Source organism: Clostridium sp., from assembly GCF_018372875.1.
Classification (GTDB): domain Bacteria; phylum Bacillota; class Clostridia; order Clostridiales; family Clostridiaceae; genus Clostridium.
The window spans coordinates 1-16,643 of record NZ_JAHAIF010000035.1 but is presented as its reverse complement, the minus strand read 5'-3'; the positions used below and the strand labels follow the sequence as shown (position 1 = coordinate 16,643).

At 29.8% G+C, this 16,643-nt stretch carries 13 protein-coding genes; 11 read left to right on the top strand and 2 right to left on the bottom strand.

Going from position 1 to position 16,643, the window contains the following annotated elements; genetic code table 11:
- Positions 1-25: 25 nt before the first annotated feature.
- Positions 26-2,854 (bottom strand): sigma 54-interacting transcriptional regulator, encoded by a 2,829-nt coding sequence (locus KIB46_RS11555; protein ID WP_291672046.1) that lies wholly within the window; start codon positions 2,852-2,854, stop codon positions 26-28.
- A gap of 891 nt (positions 2,855-3,745) precedes the next feature.
- Positions 3,746-4,525 (bottom strand): sulfite exporter TauE/SafE family protein, encoded by a 780-nt coding sequence (locus KIB46_RS11550; RefSeq protein ID WP_291672044.1) that lies wholly within the window; start codon positions 4,523-4,525, stop codon positions 3,746-3,748.
- A gap of 273 nt (positions 4,526-4,798) precedes the next feature.
- On the opposite strand from KIB46_RS11550, the gene KIB46_RS11545 reads away from it, so the two are divergent.
- From KIB46_RS11545 to KIB46_RS11495, 11 genes are all read left to right on the top strand, one after another.
- Complete coding sequence (locus KIB46_RS11545) at positions 4,799-5,230, top strand: PTS sugar transporter subunit IIA (protein ID WP_156560740.1); 432 nt, start codon at positions 4,799-4,801, stop codon at positions 5,228-5,230.
- Positions 5,231-5,252: 22 nt separating this feature from the next.
- Entirely contained in the window at positions 5,253-5,723 is a 471-nt protein-coding gene (locus KIB46_RS11540; RefSeq protein WP_099313912.1) for a PTS sugar transporter subunit IIB, read from the top strand.
- 37 nt (positions 5,724-5,760) lie between these two features.
- Positions 5,761-6,564 carry a PTS sugar transporter subunit IIC gene (locus tag KIB46_RS11535; protein WP_156560742.1) on the top strand — a complete coding sequence of 268 codons (804 nt, stop codon included), beginning with the start codon at positions 5,761-5,763 and terminating at the stop codon, positions 6,562-6,564.
- Positions 6,564-7,376 (top strand): PTS system mannose/fructose/sorbose family transporter subunit IID, encoded by an 813-nt coding sequence (locus KIB46_RS11530; RefSeq protein ID WP_049178278.1) that lies wholly within the window; start codon positions 6,564-6,566, stop codon positions 7,374-7,376. The genes KIB46_RS11535 and KIB46_RS11530 overlap by 1 nt, the downstream gene beginning before the upstream one ends.
- A 111-nt stretch (positions 7,377-7,487) precedes the next feature.
- Complete coding sequence (locus KIB46_RS11525; RefSeq protein ID WP_291672043.1) at positions 7,488-8,966, top strand: sulfatase; 1,479 nt, start codon at positions 7,488-7,490, stop codon at positions 8,964-8,966.
- Between the two features lie 15 nt (positions 8,967-8,981).
- Positions 8,982-9,410, top strand: a complete 429-nt coding sequence (gene lacA, locus KIB46_RS11520) for a galactose-6-phosphate isomerase subunit LacA (protein WP_027096723.1) — start codon at positions 8,982-8,984, stop codon at positions 9,408-9,410.
- Between the two features lie 12 nt (positions 9,411-9,422).
- Complete coding sequence (gene lacB / locus KIB46_RS11515) at positions 9,423-9,938, top strand: galactose-6-phosphate isomerase subunit LacB (RefSeq protein WP_027096722.1); 516 nt, start codon at positions 9,423-9,425, stop codon at positions 9,936-9,938.
- A 17-nt stretch (positions 9,939-9,955) separates the two neighbouring features.
- Positions 9,956-10,810: a tagatose bisphosphate family class II aldolase gene (locus KIB46_RS11510; RefSeq protein WP_291672042.1), complete on the top strand. Its 855-nt coding sequence runs from the start codon at positions 9,956-9,958 to the stop codon at positions 10,808-10,810.
- 18 nt (positions 10,811-10,828) lie between these two features.
- Positions 10,829-11,758: a 1-phosphofructokinase gene (pfkB, locus tag KIB46_RS11505; RefSeq protein WP_291672041.1), complete on the top strand. Its 930-nt coding sequence runs from the start codon at positions 10,829-10,831 to the stop codon at positions 11,756-11,758.
- 131 nt (positions 11,759-11,889) lie between these two features.
- On the top strand, positions 11,890-15,552 hold the full coding sequence (locus tag KIB46_RS11500) for a LamG-like jellyroll fold domain-containing protein (protein WP_291672040.1): 3,663 nt from the start codon (positions 11,890-11,892) through the stop codon (positions 15,550-15,552).
- Positions 15,553-15,879: 327 nt separating this feature from the next.
- On the top strand, positions 15,880-16,176 hold the full coding sequence (locus tag KIB46_RS11495; RefSeq protein ID WP_099328620.1) for a hypothetical protein: 297 nt from the start codon (positions 15,880-15,882) through the stop codon (positions 16,174-16,176).
- Positions 16,177-16,643 lie beyond the last annotated feature (467 nt).

Genomic DNA, 16,643 nt, shown 5'->3' with positions numbered 1-16,643 from the left:
TTGCTACAGATATAACTTTGATTTTTTATGTTGTAGCTTGTTTATAAGCATCTTTTACTATTTCACATATATAGTAAAGTTCATTTGTTGGGATTGTTATATTTAAGTTATCAGTTAATTCTTCTAGCGCCTTGTTTGTTACGTTTACATACTTCTCATTATTTATAATATAGCTAGACATTTCTTCATGAGGGGTTAAAATAAAGTCTTTAAGAAAAATTCTTTCTATAGCACAGGATAAATGAATAAAAATTTTTGTTATGCTAGAATTTGTTAATACAATTTCTAAATTCTTTTCTATAACATTTATAAAGTTAAATACAAGTGGTTTTATCTTGTATGCTGAGAATATAGTTAAATACTTGTCTACAGCATCACAAGTAATATTTATTGCTATATCTTTTGTTAAGGTTGTAACTATTTTATTTTCATTGCTTTTATTTTGTACTCCTATTAAAGAAAGAAGTTTATTAACACCATTATGCAATACGATATCCTCCAAAGATATAAATGGGATATCGTTTGTATCTGGATTTATACTACCTACAATAGCTATTGTTTTCTTATCAATAGATGTTCGATGTATTATGTTTCTAAGTTGAGTCTTACTTTCTAAATTTAATGGAATTATTTCTATATCATAAATATTATTATCTTTTAATATATTCTTTAAGTTGTAATGAAGATAGTTTGCTACACCTTCACCTGAATTACAAACAGTATATATTAACCTCTTTTTGTTTATTGAAAGGTGATTCTCTATTTTTTTATTAAAGCTATAAGAAAGTTTATTATTCATTCCTATTAAATCATGAAGTATATCATCAATATCACTTTTTAAAAATATAGACTTTCTAATAGCTTCGATAACTAATAATATATTAGTTGAATTAACAGTTACAATATTTATTCCAGTTTTCTCTTTTATGACTTCATCAAGAGTAGTTAGTGACCCCATATCAGCAAATAAAATTAATCCTCTTTTAAAGGTTCCGGGTTTTAATTTTTCTAAGAATAGGGGTAATATCTTACTTGCATCCTCAGTAAGAGGCATATCAATAGCTAAAGCAAAATTAATGCTAAGTAAGTCGTTAGCAACATCTGCTATATTACTGGCTAAAGATTCTCCATGGGCAGCTATCATAATACCTACAGAATCAAAATTTTCTTTAGATTTTAAGGAATCTATTATAATCATTAGATTGTGAAGTTCTTCAGTGGGACAGTATATATTAAATTTAACTTCAAGAGTTTTAGCAATCTTTTTGCAAACAGATTGAATTTCTAAAGGTATATCTAATAAGTCTGTAGTTTTAGAAGTTTGTTTAGCATCACTATTGTAATCCTTTAAGTTTTTAAGATATAAAGCAAGCGCTGCATAGGAACTTCTATCAATTACAAGATTTAAATCATTATATAAAATATCAGACAGTGTGGATATTATTTCTGAAGTTTCATCATCTAAAAAATCTGGATACATTTTTTGTAATGTAAGATTTTTTGCAATTAGTTGGGTATAATCAGAAAAAGTTTTTTTAATATCTACATTATCCTTTCCTAAGATATTTAATTGATTATTATAGAATTTTACAAAATCATATGTTGGTGTTGGAGCCGTTTTAAATATTTGGCTTCCAGGTGAAAATTTATATTCATTTTTATCTAAAAGAAGTTCAACCTTTTGTCTAGTTGAGATTTCTATGTTAGATAGAGTATTGTTAGTGTAAAGTGGTAATGAATCTTTTGTTATATGAACTGTATTTAAGTTGTTAAGTCTACTATCTAAATATGATCTAGCAACGGATAATTGAATGTCACTTGCTAGTTGACCTATATTTCCATGAGGATTATATAACATTAAGTCTGATAAACAGTTTTTATCAACATATATTGGCATATTTATTTTTTTAGACTCCGCACTATATAAATTGTTAACTAGCATTAGTTTTTCGCTTAAGGTTCTCTCTTTAAGACTAGGAATTCTTATGGATGATGGTATTCTTCTTAAGAATGTAGTAAGCAGCATAGAGTTAGGATTTTCTGTTGTAGCTGCTATTATTAGAACCTTAGCAGTTCTCTCCGAAGAAGTTTCTCCAAGTCTTCTAAATTTTTGTTTATCAATATATAAGAAGAGCATTTCTTGTCCCTCTGGAGGAAGTCTATGGATTTCGTCTAAAAATAAAACACCACCATCAGCTTCTTCTATTAACCCCTTTTTATCATTATCTGCACCAGTATATGCTCCTTTAACAGTACCAAATAATTGAGCAACTAATAGGTTTGGATTATTAGCATAGTCAGCACAGTTAAATACTACAAAAGATGAGTTTTTGCTAAACACATTATTTTGTACACCATACTCATACATGACTTCAGCAAACAGACTTTTACCAACACCAGACTCTCCAAGAAGTATAGTATGAAGTCCATTAGGATAAAGTATTGATGATTTACCCAATTTTACTATACCTGCCAAACTATGATTTGAACCTATTAATTTGTTAAAAGGATCTAAATTCTTATTATTAGCTTCTTTCTCATTTGAAGAATCTAAAATTGTCACTAAATCTGCTAAAGAAGAACATTCTATACATTCATCATTTAAAAGTATTTGAAATATATTTTCAAAGTGCTCTCTATCAAAATATTTAGTGGGTTTTCCTTTGATTTTTATAAGTAAACCATCTTTATAGAGTTTATTTAAATCCGAAGAAGCATTATTTCTAAGTATACTAAGGCTTTCAGCTATATCTAAAGAGGAAACGCCTAAAGTTGGATTTTCCTTTATGTTGTAAATGGTAATATTTTCGCAAAAATCCTTAATATATTTTTTTATGATCTCAATTCTTAACACTCTAATCTACCTCCTGAAAGAAGAATTCTTAATTATAAGTGATAGATGTCTAAATTTATCTAAGGAATATGAGTAGAAGTTATAGTAGCTTCACAGAAATAGTTAAGATTATCCTTTTTTTTATTTATGACGTCTACAGACACCTCTACAAATTGATATATATTTACAAGACTTACGTTTAGTACTTATTTCAGTGGATTTTTTTAAAAAGTTAATTGTTCCTTAATATGTTGACATGAGCATACTCCTCTCATATCACGAGACTCGTGTTCTTGGTTTAAGAATAGTCCTAAGATATTATCAAATAATCTTATACCTACATAATTATTGTTTAATGCATCTGTATATCACAGATTAGATGTTTTAAAGAGGATAGAGGTAAGTGAATATCTCTCTAAAGTCATAGAAGTATTTTCAAAGGTCTCTAAATAAGGATTAAATTGAATATATTTATAGTCATTTTTATAATCAAGTCTGTTTAAATTATGAATATCCTTATTTCCGTCTAGAGAAATACCAACAAGAAATTTATTTTCTTTTGAAAATTTTCCTATTCATCATTCAGTAGTGTACCGTTTGTTTGAATTGAGAATGAGAAGCCTGTACTATTAGTTATTTCTTTAGTGTATTTAATAAGCTGTTTATAAAATTCTAAGCCTACAAGAGTAGATTTTCCTCATTGAAAACCTATAGAACAATGACAACCATTATAGTATTCAGCAGCTTTTAAAACGATTTCTTTGAGAGTAGTAAATGGCATAAAGCCATAGTTTTTTATATCTCTTGCATCAGCAATTGAGTGATAAAAACAGTATTTACACTTTAAGTTATATTTACTAGATGACGGTTTTATAATTAGGCTTAAATTTCTTTTTATTTTTTCCTCCCATATTAAATAAATACTGAAAGAATGTTATAGAAATTTAATACAATTAAGGCTATTAATACTACATTAAATACTTTTAGAATAGTTTCGCTTGAATATAGTTTGTTAAATCTAGATCCTATTAGTCCTCCTAGAATTCCTCCAACAACCATAAATGGTAGCATACTTAAGTCAAATCCACTGAAACCAGAAGAAGTTGCAACGGTTACTAGCTTTGAAGCTTGAGAAAATAATATGGTTATTATTGAATTAACAGCTGCTTCCTTTGTATTCATTGAGAAGAATATTGTAAGAACACAAACATTTATTGGTCCTCCTCCTATGCTTAAGAAAGATGCTATTCCTCCTAAAAGTAAGCCTATTGCTATACATGCTAAAGAATTTTCTACGTGATAGCTTTTAAATTTATCTTTATTATTCATGTATATGTATACAAGAATTAGTAGTATAGCTAGTACAAAGTTTTGTATCACTGTAACTATTGTTGGTTGAGCTAAGGTTAAAATAAACTTTACTAGTTTTTCCCCTATAAGACCTCCAAAGATTGAACCTATACCAATAAGCACAGTTTTTCTTACTTCGATTTTAAATTTATAACGTATTTGTTTGATTATAGAAACTATAGCCATAGAAAAAACAGTGAAGGACGATAATACACTTATTGTTGATAAGTTATAGTGGCCTAAGAAATCTAGAATGGGTTTGATTATTACCCCGCCACCAAGACCTGCCATTGAACCTAGGGTAGTAGCACCTAAAGCAATAAATAAGTAAATTAAATTCATTTGTTCTTCCTCCAATTCAAACTTTTGTAAAAAATCTATACTATATATATTAATTTCAATTTCTATAATTTTCAATAAGTTTTAAAACTTATTAGAAAATAAAAAAAAATCTTTTTACATGAAGAGTATTATATCCATACTAATAAACAGTATTGCTTTTTTATAAAGAGTATTAATGAGTATTAAATCTATTTGAAAACGTTATAAATACTTACAATACTAATTTTGGCACCATACTTGCTTTAAATAAAGGCATAAGGAGGTTGTACATAAATGAAAGAAATAGGAATCATATTGATAAGTCATGGGCACTTTGCAGAGTATGCAATGAAGAGTGCTGAAATGATAGTTGGGAAGCAAGAAAAGTATAAAATAGTTTCAGTTACTGATGATAAGGATTTAGAAAATGTTTTAGAGGAGCTTAGAGAAGCTTATAAAGAATTAAAAGATGAAAGAGAAGTAATTATTTTAGCAGATATATTTGGAGGGACCCCATGTAACGCTAGTTCAAGAATGATATTAGATGGATGCGATGTAGTAGTTTATACAGGGTTTAATTTACCAGTTCTATTAGAACTATTATTAAATAGAGAATTACCAACTGAAGCAATTAAAGAAAGATTAGAAGAAGTTTATAAAGAAACATTTATAGATATAAACAAGAAGTTATCAGTAAAAGAAGAAGAGGGAGAAATAGCTTTATAGAGAGTTTAAGGAGGAAATAAAAATGGGTGTTAAATTAGTAAGAATTGATGACAGATTAATACATGGACAAGTTTGTTCAACTTGGATTGGAGACTATGGTATAGAACAAGTACTAATAATTAATGATAAGGTAAGCAAGGATCCAGTACAAAAATCAGTAGTAGGACTTGCAGCACCAGCAGGAGTAAGAGTTTTAGTATTTGGTGTAGATCAATTTATAGAAGTATTAAAGAAGAATCCAATAAAGAAGGATACTTTATTGTTATTTACAACATCAACAGACGTGTTAAAAGTAGTAAAAGGTGGATTAGAAATTCAAAAGGTAAATGCTGGAGGAATGAGATACAACGAAACTAGAAAGAGACTTACAAAGTCAATTTCAGTAACCCCTGAAGAAGAAAGTGCATTTAAAGAACTTATGGATAAAGGCATTGAAGTATTTGTGCAAATGGTACCTAAGGATGATGTAGTATACATGAAGGATCTTATTTAAAATTTATAAATAAATTAATAATAAAGGAGAGGTTATTATGTTAATCAAAGCATTATTAGTAGCTGTTTGGGCAGGTATATGTGCATGGGACCAATATGGACCACATTTTGGTTTCAGAAAACCATTACTTGCAGGTGCAGTAACAGGACTTATTTTAGGTGATTTAACTCAAGGTCTTATAATTGGAGCAACATTAGAATTAATGTGGTTAGGAGTAAACAACGTAGGTTCTTATGTTCCACCAGATGTTATTTCAGGTTCAGTAGTTGGTGTAGCAATTGGTATTTTATCAGGAGGGGGAGAAGCAACTGGTGTAGCTGTTGCAATTCCAGTTTCATTATTAGTTCAACAACTTGATATGTTATGTAAAACAATTAGTATTTCTCTAGTACACAAAGCAGATAAAATTGCTGAAACAGGTGACTTTGATAAGATTGACAAGCTTCAATACATGGGTGGTGGCTTAATTTTCTTAAGTAGAGCAGTACCAACATTTATAGCTGTATTTCTAGGAGCAAGTGCAATTGACTCTATTATGGCAGCAATACCAGCAAGCGTAATGACTGGTTTAACAGTTGCATCAAAAGCAATTCCAGCAGTAGGTATCGCAATGTTATTAACTATGATGCTTAAAAAGAATATGTGGATGTTCTTAATATTAGGGTTCACATTAACTGCATACTTAAATTTACCTACATTAGCATTAGCATTAATTGGTGCATGTTTTGCAGGTGTTTATGACTTAATAATGAACAATAAACAAAAGGAATCATCTGCTAATAGAGCAGCAACAGTATCTGTTGAAGTAGAAGAAGGTGTAGAAGGAGGCTGGGATTTATAATGGCTAACTTAATAGATAAAAAGGATTTAAAGAAAGTATTTTGGAGATCACAAATATGTCAATTCTCTCATAACTATGAAAGAATGCAAAGTTTAAGTACAGTTTATATATTAAAGCCAATATTTAAGAAGCTTTATAAAGATAAATCAAAAGAAGAAAGAGCTAATGCTATGAAGAGACACTTAGAGTATTTCAATACTCATCCAATAGCAATGCCTTTCATATTAGGTATCGTAGCAGCAATGGAAGAGACAACAGATGAAGATCAAAAAGAATCAGTAATCTCAATGAAGACAAGTTTAATGGGTCCTTTAGCTGGTATTGGAGACAGTATGCTTAACTTTACATGGATGCCAATCGCAGGATCAATTGGTGCGGCATTCGCTTTAGATGGAAACATATTAGGTGCAATATTAATGTTCTTAATGATTAACTGTTTATATTTCCCGTTAAAATACTATGGTGTAACTAAAGGTTATTCTAAAGGTATGGAAGTTTTAGGGGGAGAAGATAACGGAAAAGGTATATTTGATAGATTAGCTAATATGGCTAACGTTCTTGGAGTTATTGTTGTTGGTGGATTAATTGCAACAACTGTAAAAGTAACACTTGGTGTTCAAATTGCAGCAGGAGAAAATCCATTAATGCTACAAGAAATGCTTGATAAAGTAATGCCAAACTTACTTCCATTAGCATTAACATTCCTTTGTTACTATCTATTAAAGAAATCCAACGGTAAGAATGCTGTTTGGGTAATATTTGGAGTATTAATAATAGCAGTATTATTATCAATGGCTGGAATTATAGTATAGAAGTTAAATAATATGTAAAATTAAAAGTTGTTGTAGACAAGCTGATAAGTATATTATTGCTTGTCTACAATAATATGAATTGAAATTTAGTAAACCTGGAGGAGATTTTATATGAGAACAGTCGTAGTTTTAATGGATACGTTAAAGAGAAATATGATGGAAGTCTATAATAATGAAACTTGGGTAAAGACTCCTAATATAACTAAATTCTCTAAGGAAGCAGTTACATTTGATAATCATTGGGTTGGATCTGCTCCATGTATGCCTGCAAGAAGAGATATACTTACTGGACGTTTAAACTTTTTAGAAAGATCTTGGGGGCCAATAGAACCATTTGATATAACACTTCCTAAAGTACTAGCAGAAAAGAATGTATTTAGTCATATAGTAACAGACCATCCTCACTATTTTAGATTAGGTGGAGAGGATTATGTTCAACAATTCTCTACTTGGGACTTCTATAGAGGACAAGAAGGAGATCCATGGATATCAAAAATTGATGATCCATCATTTATGCCAGATGATTATTATGGAAAATTAAGAAGACAATATCAATGGAACAGAACAAAGTGGGAAAGACAAGAAGATGAATATCCAACGCCTAAGACATTTAATGCAGCCTGTGAGTGGCTTGAAGATAATAAGGAACATGATGATTTCTTCTTGATGGTGGAAACTTTTGATCCACATGAACCATTTGATGTTCCAGAAGAATATATGAAGATGTATGGTTGTGAATATGAAGGACCATATTTTGAAACACCAAACTATAAAGAAGTTGATGTACCAGATGATGCATTAGACTACATAAATAAGAGATATGCTGCATTACTTACAATGACAGATAAACACTTTGGAAAATTAATAGATAAATTAAAGGCTCTTAATATATATGAAGATACCTTAGTTATAGTAACTACAGACCATGGATATTTCCTAGGTGAAAGGAATTACTTTGGTAAGAATTATATGCATATGTACAATGAGTTAGCTCACATTCCTCTATTAGTACATTTCCCAGGAGGAAAGATGGCAGGAGAAAGAGTAAATGTATTAACTCAAAATATTGATATTATGCCAACAGTTCTAGATTATTCAGGAGTAGAAATTCCAGAAGATGTTCAAGGAACTTCGTGGAAAGCAATTCCAGAAGGTGGAGAATATAACAGGGAGTATGCTTTATATGGTTACCATGGAATAGCAATGAATGTTACAGATGGTGAACATACATATTTTAGAGCACCTAACAAAGAAAATAAGCCATGCTTTGAATATACATGCATACCAACAACAATTAGAAAGTATTTAGGAAAAGGAAGAGAGAAGGAAATAGAAATGGGTAGGTTCTTAAAGAGAACAGATTATCCTGTTTATAAAATTCCAATAGAAAATCCTTCAATACTAGATAATGTTGATGACGCTTTGAAATATACTGCTGAAAGCAAGTTGTTTAATATAGTTGAAGATTATCCTCAAGTAAATCCAATAAAGGATGAAACTTTAGAAAATAAATATATTGACCTTTTAAAAAGAGGATTAGAAGAAATGGATGCTCCAAAAGAGCAATTTGAAAGACTAAATCTAAAATAGTAGGAGGAAAATTTGATGAAAGTAATAATTGCATCAGATAGCAAAAGTGTAGAATTTAAAAATGGTATAAAGGAAGACTTACTTAACAAAGGTTATGAAGTCATAGATAAAACAGAAGGAAAAGAAGTTGATTTTTATGATGCCTCAAATTTAGTATGTGAAGCAATTCTTAATAAGGAAGGGGTAAGAGGTATCGTAGTAGATGAATATGGTACAGGCTCCTTTAATGTATGTGCAAAACATAAGTATATAGTATGTGCACAAGTAGCTGATGAACATTCAGCTAAGATGACTAGAGACCATAATAATACTTCAATAATAACAATGGGATCTAAGGTTACAAGTTTAGAAATTGGAAAAAGAATTTCAGAAAAATTCGTTTCATCTGAATACTCAGGTGGAAGACATCAAATAAGAGTAGATATGTTAAATAAGATGGCATAGGAGGAAAAAGAAATGATTATATCAGTTGGATGCGACCATATAGTTACACATGTTAAAAATAGCGTAGTTGAATATTTAAAGTCAAAGGGACATGAAGTTATAGATAATGGTACTTATGACCATGTAAGAACTCACTATCCAATATACGGAAAAGCTACTGCTGAAAAAGTAGTAAATGGAGAAGCAGATTTAGGAATAGTAATCTGTGGTACAGGAGTTGGTATAACAAATTCAGCAGCTAAGATCAAGGGAGCTAGAGTTGCTCTAGTAAGAGATGTTGAAACAGCAAGATATTCTAAAGAAGAATTAAACATAAATATTCTTGGTTTTGGTGGAAGAATTACTGGGATTGGATTAATGGAAAACATTATTGATGTATTCTTAGAAACTGAATACAAGCCAACAGAAGAAAACAAGAAGTTAATTGAAAAGATAGATAACATGATAGAAAAAGATTATGCAAATGGTGATGAACATTATTTTGATGAGTTCAATGAAAAGTGGGAAAGAGGAGAATATCACGATTAATATTTAGGGGGATAAAAATGAGTATATTATCAACAAGACAAATGCTTTTAAATGCACAAAGAGATGGATATGCTGTTCCAGCATTCAATATACACAATCTAGAGACACTACAAGTAGTGGTAGATACAGCTGTTGAAATGAGATCGCCAGTAATAATTGCGGGGACACCTTCAACAATTGAATATGCAGGTGCTGAATATATAAATGCAATGGCAGAAGTAGCAGCGCATAAATATGATATTCCAATAGCAATTCATCTAGATCATTTTGAAGATGTAGATGCTATAAAGAGGAATATAGACATTGGATTTAAATCATGTATGATAGATGCATCAAAGCTAGAGTTTGAAAAGAACATTGCTAAGGTTAAGGAAGTAGTAGCTTATGCTCATAAATTTGATGCTACAGTAGAAGCAGAACTTGGTAAATTAGGTGGACAAGAAGACGACTTAATTGTAGATGAAAAAGATGCCATGTATACAAATCCTAATGATGCAGCAGAGTTTGTAAAGAGAACAGGAATTGATTCTTTAGCAGTAGCTATAGGGACAGCTCATGGATTATATAAGGGTGAACCTAAACTTGATTTTGAAAGATTAAAAGAAATAAGATCAAAAGTAGAGGTCCCACTAGTTTTACATGGAGCTTCAGATGTTCCAGATGAACTGGTAATGAAGGCTATTTCACTTGGAATATGCAAGGTTAATGTTGCAACAGATTTAAAGATTCCATTCTCAGGTGCATTAAAGGAATATTTCAACGAACATCCAGAAGCTAATGATCCAAGAAAGTATATGACTCCTGGTAAGGAAGCAATGAAGAAAATAGTAGAACATAAGATACAAGTTTGCGGTAGTGCAAATAGATCTTAACAGAATAGGAAGTTAGATATGATACTAGTAGTAAATTTAAATGCATCTGTTGACAAAAGATATGAAATGAAAGAACTTCAAAAAGGAACTGTAATGAGAGCCTTTAAGGTTGAAAACACACCTGGAGGTAAGGGAATACACGTTGCAAATGTAGCTACTATCTTGGGTGAAGAGTGTATTGCAACAGGTTTCTTAGGTGGAAAAACTGGTGAATTTATTGAAGAAAAGTTATTTGATTATAATATAAAGAGTGATTTTATAAAAATAAATGGTGAAACTAGAGAATGTTTAGCTATAATTACAGAGGATTTGGACCAAACTGAAATATTAGAACCAGGACCTGAAGTTTCTATGGAAGAACAAAATAAGTTCTTGTTAAAATACAAGGAGTTAGTAAAGAGCAGCAATATTATTGTTGCCTCTGGCAGTGTACCAAAAAATATTCCTAAAGATTTCTATGGTGAATTAATTAGTATTGCTAATAAAAACAATAAGAAGTTTTTGTTAGATACAAGTGGAGAACTTTTAGTAGAAGGTATAAAATCTAAACCTTTCTTTATTAAACCTAATAGAGATGAAATAGAGGCATTAACAGGTAAAAGAATAGAAACTGATGAAGATGCTATTGAAGAAATTAAAAAATTCCAAGAACAAGGAATAGAATTTGTAGTTATTTCTCTTGGAAGTAAGGGATCAATAGCAGGTTATAAAGGAAAGTTTTATAAGGTAATTGTTCCTAAAGTAAAAGCTGTAAATCCTGTTGGATCTGGTGATTCTTATGTTGGTGGTGTAGCTGTTGCATTAGAAAGAGGCTATGATATAGAAGAGGTATTAAGATATGCTTCAGCTTGTGGTACAGCAAATGCTATGGAAGCAGAAACAGGATTCGTTAGAAAAGAGGTAGTGGAAGATTTATATAAAAAAATAATTGTAACTTTGAATAAATAGTATTAAATAAAAGTGATTGATTAAATTTAGATTCATCTTTAGTATTAGCGTAAAAACTTATATTAAATATGAATCTTTTTTTGATAAGTAAGAGTGTAATTATATAACAAAAAATAAGGAGATGAAGAGGTTTGAGAAAGAAGAGACTATTAAACTTATTATTATCATTTACTTTGATTGTATCATGTTTTTCTCCCATATCAGTGGTTAGTGCTAAGAATATTAAGGAAGATGTAAACATCGAAAAAAACTTAATAGGATATTGGGATTTTAATGAAGGCACACCAACTAACAAAGCTAATAGTGATAAGAATGGAGAGCTTATAGGTGAAGGAATTTCTATTAAAGACTCAGATATGGGAAAATCCCTTCACTTTGGTAGTGATTCTGATGGTTACATGAAGGTTCCTGAATTTATAAATACTGGTGCGAACCAATACACCATATCAATGTGGTACAAGTATGATGAGAACTTAACAACTCATACTAATACTGTATTAGCTCAACAAGATGGCGATGGTAGATCATTATTATTATTAACTTCTGATAATAAATATAGAAGTTATGTTAATGCACAAAATATAGATAGTAATTCAGATGTGGACATAAGTATTTGGCAACATGTATCAATTACAATAGATCCAAAATCTAATAAAATAAAGTACTATATAAATGGTAAATTTGACTCGGAAAAAGATGCAGGAAGTAATAAAGTAGATGCATTAACAAGTTTATTAATAGGAAGGCATAAAAATGGTGGTAATGATCCAGGCTCAATGAAAGGTGAAATAGATGAGATTCGTGTATATGATAGAATCATAAATAATAGTGAAGCAAAGGCTATATATGAATCAGTAAAATCACCTAATAAAACAATGGAAGATAATCTAATAGGACATTGGAATTTTGATAATGGAAAGGTAGACAACTTAGTTGGAGATAAAGATGGAAAATTAATAGGTAATAATGTAGCTATAGGAAAATCAAGTAATGAAGAATTAGGAAATTCATTAATCTTTAATAAAGGTAATGATAGTAGTTTAAAGATTGATAGTTTTATTAATACTGGTAAAAATTCATACTCCTTCTCCTTATGGTATAAAACTGGAGAAATTAGCAAAAATAATCATACAGCTATATTACAACAAGGGGAGTTTGGCAAATCTTTATTAACACTTCGTCTAGATAATAAGTATGGTTCATATGTTAATGGTAAAGATGTTTTATCCACTAATATAGTAACTAAGGGAACTTGGCAAAATGTTATTATAACCACTGATCCTAAGTCAAACAAAGTTAAGTATTACATTAATGGAGAACTTGATGGAGAATATGATGCTGGGAATAGCTCAGTTAATGAATTAACTAGCTTAATAATAGGAAATCATAAAAATCCTAGTTCACAAAATCCACAACAATTTGTAGGAGAAATAGATGAAATTAGGGTATATGACTATGCAATTGATAAGAATATAGCAAAAGAAATATATGAAGATAAAGTAGATAAAAATGTAAAATTAAAATTAAATCCAAATGAAGTTGAACGTTCAATTAGTCGTGCTACTTTTGGAATTAATCATAGATATTCATTTAATGGATATGGAAGCTTTGACTCTAAAACAGGAAAGATGAGAGAAGACTTTACAGAGCTTTATAAAAATGCAAATTTTGGTTCTCTAAGATATCCAGGTGGTACTATCTCAAATTTATTTAGATGGAAAGACTCTATAGGAGATTCATCTAATAGAAAAAATCAAATTCATGGATTTTATAGTGCAGCTAAAGGAATAGAGCCTAACTTTGGATTAGGAGAAGTAGCTACATTTGCTGATGAAAATAATTCTGAAATAGTTTATGTATATGGATTAGGTAGAGGTTCAGCACAAGATGCTGCAGACTTAGTTGAATATCTTAATGCTGAAGTAGGTACAAATCCAAATGGGGGAATCGAATGGGCAAAGGTTCGTGAAAAAAATGGACATCATAAGCCTTATAATGTAAGATTCTTTGAAATTGGTAATGAAATGAACCAAGGTGGAGTTGATGGGTCAACTTCACAAAGGTATTGGACTGATTATGACGGCGACCCTCTAGATCATTATATTAATGGTGGAACTATAAATATAAAAAATCAAGAAGTTGTAGAACCAGAAGAATGGAATGCATCAACAGCTAAGAGTAATGGTGAGCCTAACCAAGTTAAGTATATGAGATATGCTAATACAATACCAGGTAGAGGAAGTAATACTCAAGAGGATTATAAAAAAGATGAATTTACGGCAGTAAAAAAAGACTCAGTACATGTATATGTTAATGATGTTGAATGGACTGTAGTAGAAAATATTAAAAATACTGGTGCTGAAAATGTAGTAGAAGTTAATTACTTCAATGGGGAACTATTATTTGGTGATGGGATAAACGGAAACATACCTAAAGAAGGAGCTACTATAAAAGTATCATATACAGTTGAAAAAGATGGATTTGTCCAAGTGTCACAAGCAATGAGAGATACAATTAATCAAATAAATGAATTATCTGGAACTGATAAAGAAATTCAGATATATTCAAGTTTTGAAACAGAAGGTTTTGTAAAAACTATGGATAAAAATAATTATAATCATTTATATGATGGTTTAACTATACATCCATACTCAGGTACTCCAACAGGTTCAGGAGAAGATTTTTATGATTCTGCAATGAAGCTAGCAGATAAAAATGGTATTGCTCATGTTCAGAAATACGTTGATTTAATGCCAGAAGGAAAGGTACCTGTAATTTCTGAATTTGGTATATTTAGATCTACCGATTCACTATTAAGATCTCAGACACATGCTGTATATATAGCTAAATGTTTAATGGAATATGTAAGATTAGGTAGTCCATATATTCAAAAACACTGTTTAGTAGATTGGTATAGTGAAGGTGCAGATTCATTAGGACCAACACAACAAGCTGTAATACAAGCAGTACCTCAAGATGGGGCAGACACATTAACTGGTGAAGGTAATTATAAGTTTTTCTCAACACCTTCTGCCCATGTATTTGAAATGTTAAATGGAATGTTTGGTAATGAGATTATAAGTAGTAACTTCAGCTATATGCCTAAGTTTGCCAGCACTGTTGATGTATTCAATGCACTAGCTAGTAAGGATGAAGACGGTAATATTTATTTAGCTGTAGTCAATTTAGATAAGAATGAGAAAAGAAATATAGAAGTTCAAGTTGATGGTGTAGACTTAACTAATAAGGTAGTTAATGTGCAGAAGCTTGCTGGAGATTCATTTAGTGAAGAAAATACTTTAGAGAATCCTGATAATGTTGAAATAGAAAAATCTAAATTCTTAGTAGATAATGAAAGTATGAATTTAGAATTAGATCCTCACTCATTTACTATATTAAAAATAAATAATAAAGAAGAAGTGCAAGCAGTTGATAAATCTAAATTAGAAGAGTTAGTTAAAGCTAGTGAAGCTAAGAATGAAGCTGATTATACAGCAGAAACATGGTCAGTATTTGAAAATGTTTTAAATGAAGCAAGGTTAGTTTTAAATAACTCAAATGCAACTCAAGAGGAAGTTGATAATATAGTGAATAGTTTAAAAAATGCTTTATCTAATTTAAAAGATATAGAGAAAGAAATACCAGAAGATGAAGATAATAATGCAGGTAAAGAAGAGAATGATAATGAAGGGAGTTATCTACCAAAAACTGGAGATGTATCTTCGCCTATTATGGCCTTAGCTTCAATAATTACATTAAGTGGAGTATATTTATTTAAAAATAGAAAACATTAGTGACCATAGTAAGAGCTAAATAATTATTCTAATAAATCTTAGTAATTCTAGATATGTATTATTTAAAGATTACCTTGGAATTGGGCTATTGGATATTCTCCAGTAGCCTTTTCTAATTAAATTAAATATAAAAATAAGTTTCTATATATAAAGAATTAGCAATATTATTTTTATTAGATGTGGTTCGTAATATGTAGAAAGTGCGAACTAAGTGATCTTTGAAAATTGAACAGTACGGTATTTACAAAATATGTTATAATGAATTTGTAAATTTATTGAATTCTCTGTGAAAGATTTAAATAAAAATATGAGTAAGGAGGAGATAATATAATGCAAATAACTGATTCTAAAAAATGGGGTATAGGAAGTGCTTCTTTAATACTTTCTATATTTGGAGCAATGTTTTCATTTACTTCTTGGAATGAAAAAACGTTAGGAGAACATTTTTTTGACTTAATTGGGATATCATTACCAGTAGGAGTTATTTCTTTAATTATATTATTTATATCCCTATTTATAGGATATAAATTTAAGAATGATTACTTTGCAAAATTAGGAACAACAATATCCATAATATTTATTTTAATAATATTTGCGTTAACAATAACTAGCGTATTATTTTAAAATATAATGAAAAGAAAATTTAATATTAAATCAGTTAAAATACCGTATTATTCAAAATGAATATGCGGTATTTTTTATGTCACAATACTAAGAAAGGATAAATATTTTCATTGAAGATATTTTGCTTTTTTAAGAGTTGTAAATATGCATTCATAGTAAGCTCCTTGTATAATAAATTATTAAATATGACATATGTCCTACTTTATTTTAACAAATATTGTTTATAATATGAGTAAGTGAAAAAAAAAGCCTTTTATAAAAGGTCTTTCATCAATTTTAATATACTGAGAACTTCTAAAATTCATGGTGCTAACTTCTAAACTTGGGTATGATAAATGGCATATTATAGATATTGGTATGAAAAAATCAGTTAGAGTATAATTTTAGTAGGCAGAGATAGTAATAAAAACTAGATAAAAATAAAAGGAGATGCAAAAGCATCTCCCAATATACATAAATATCCATTA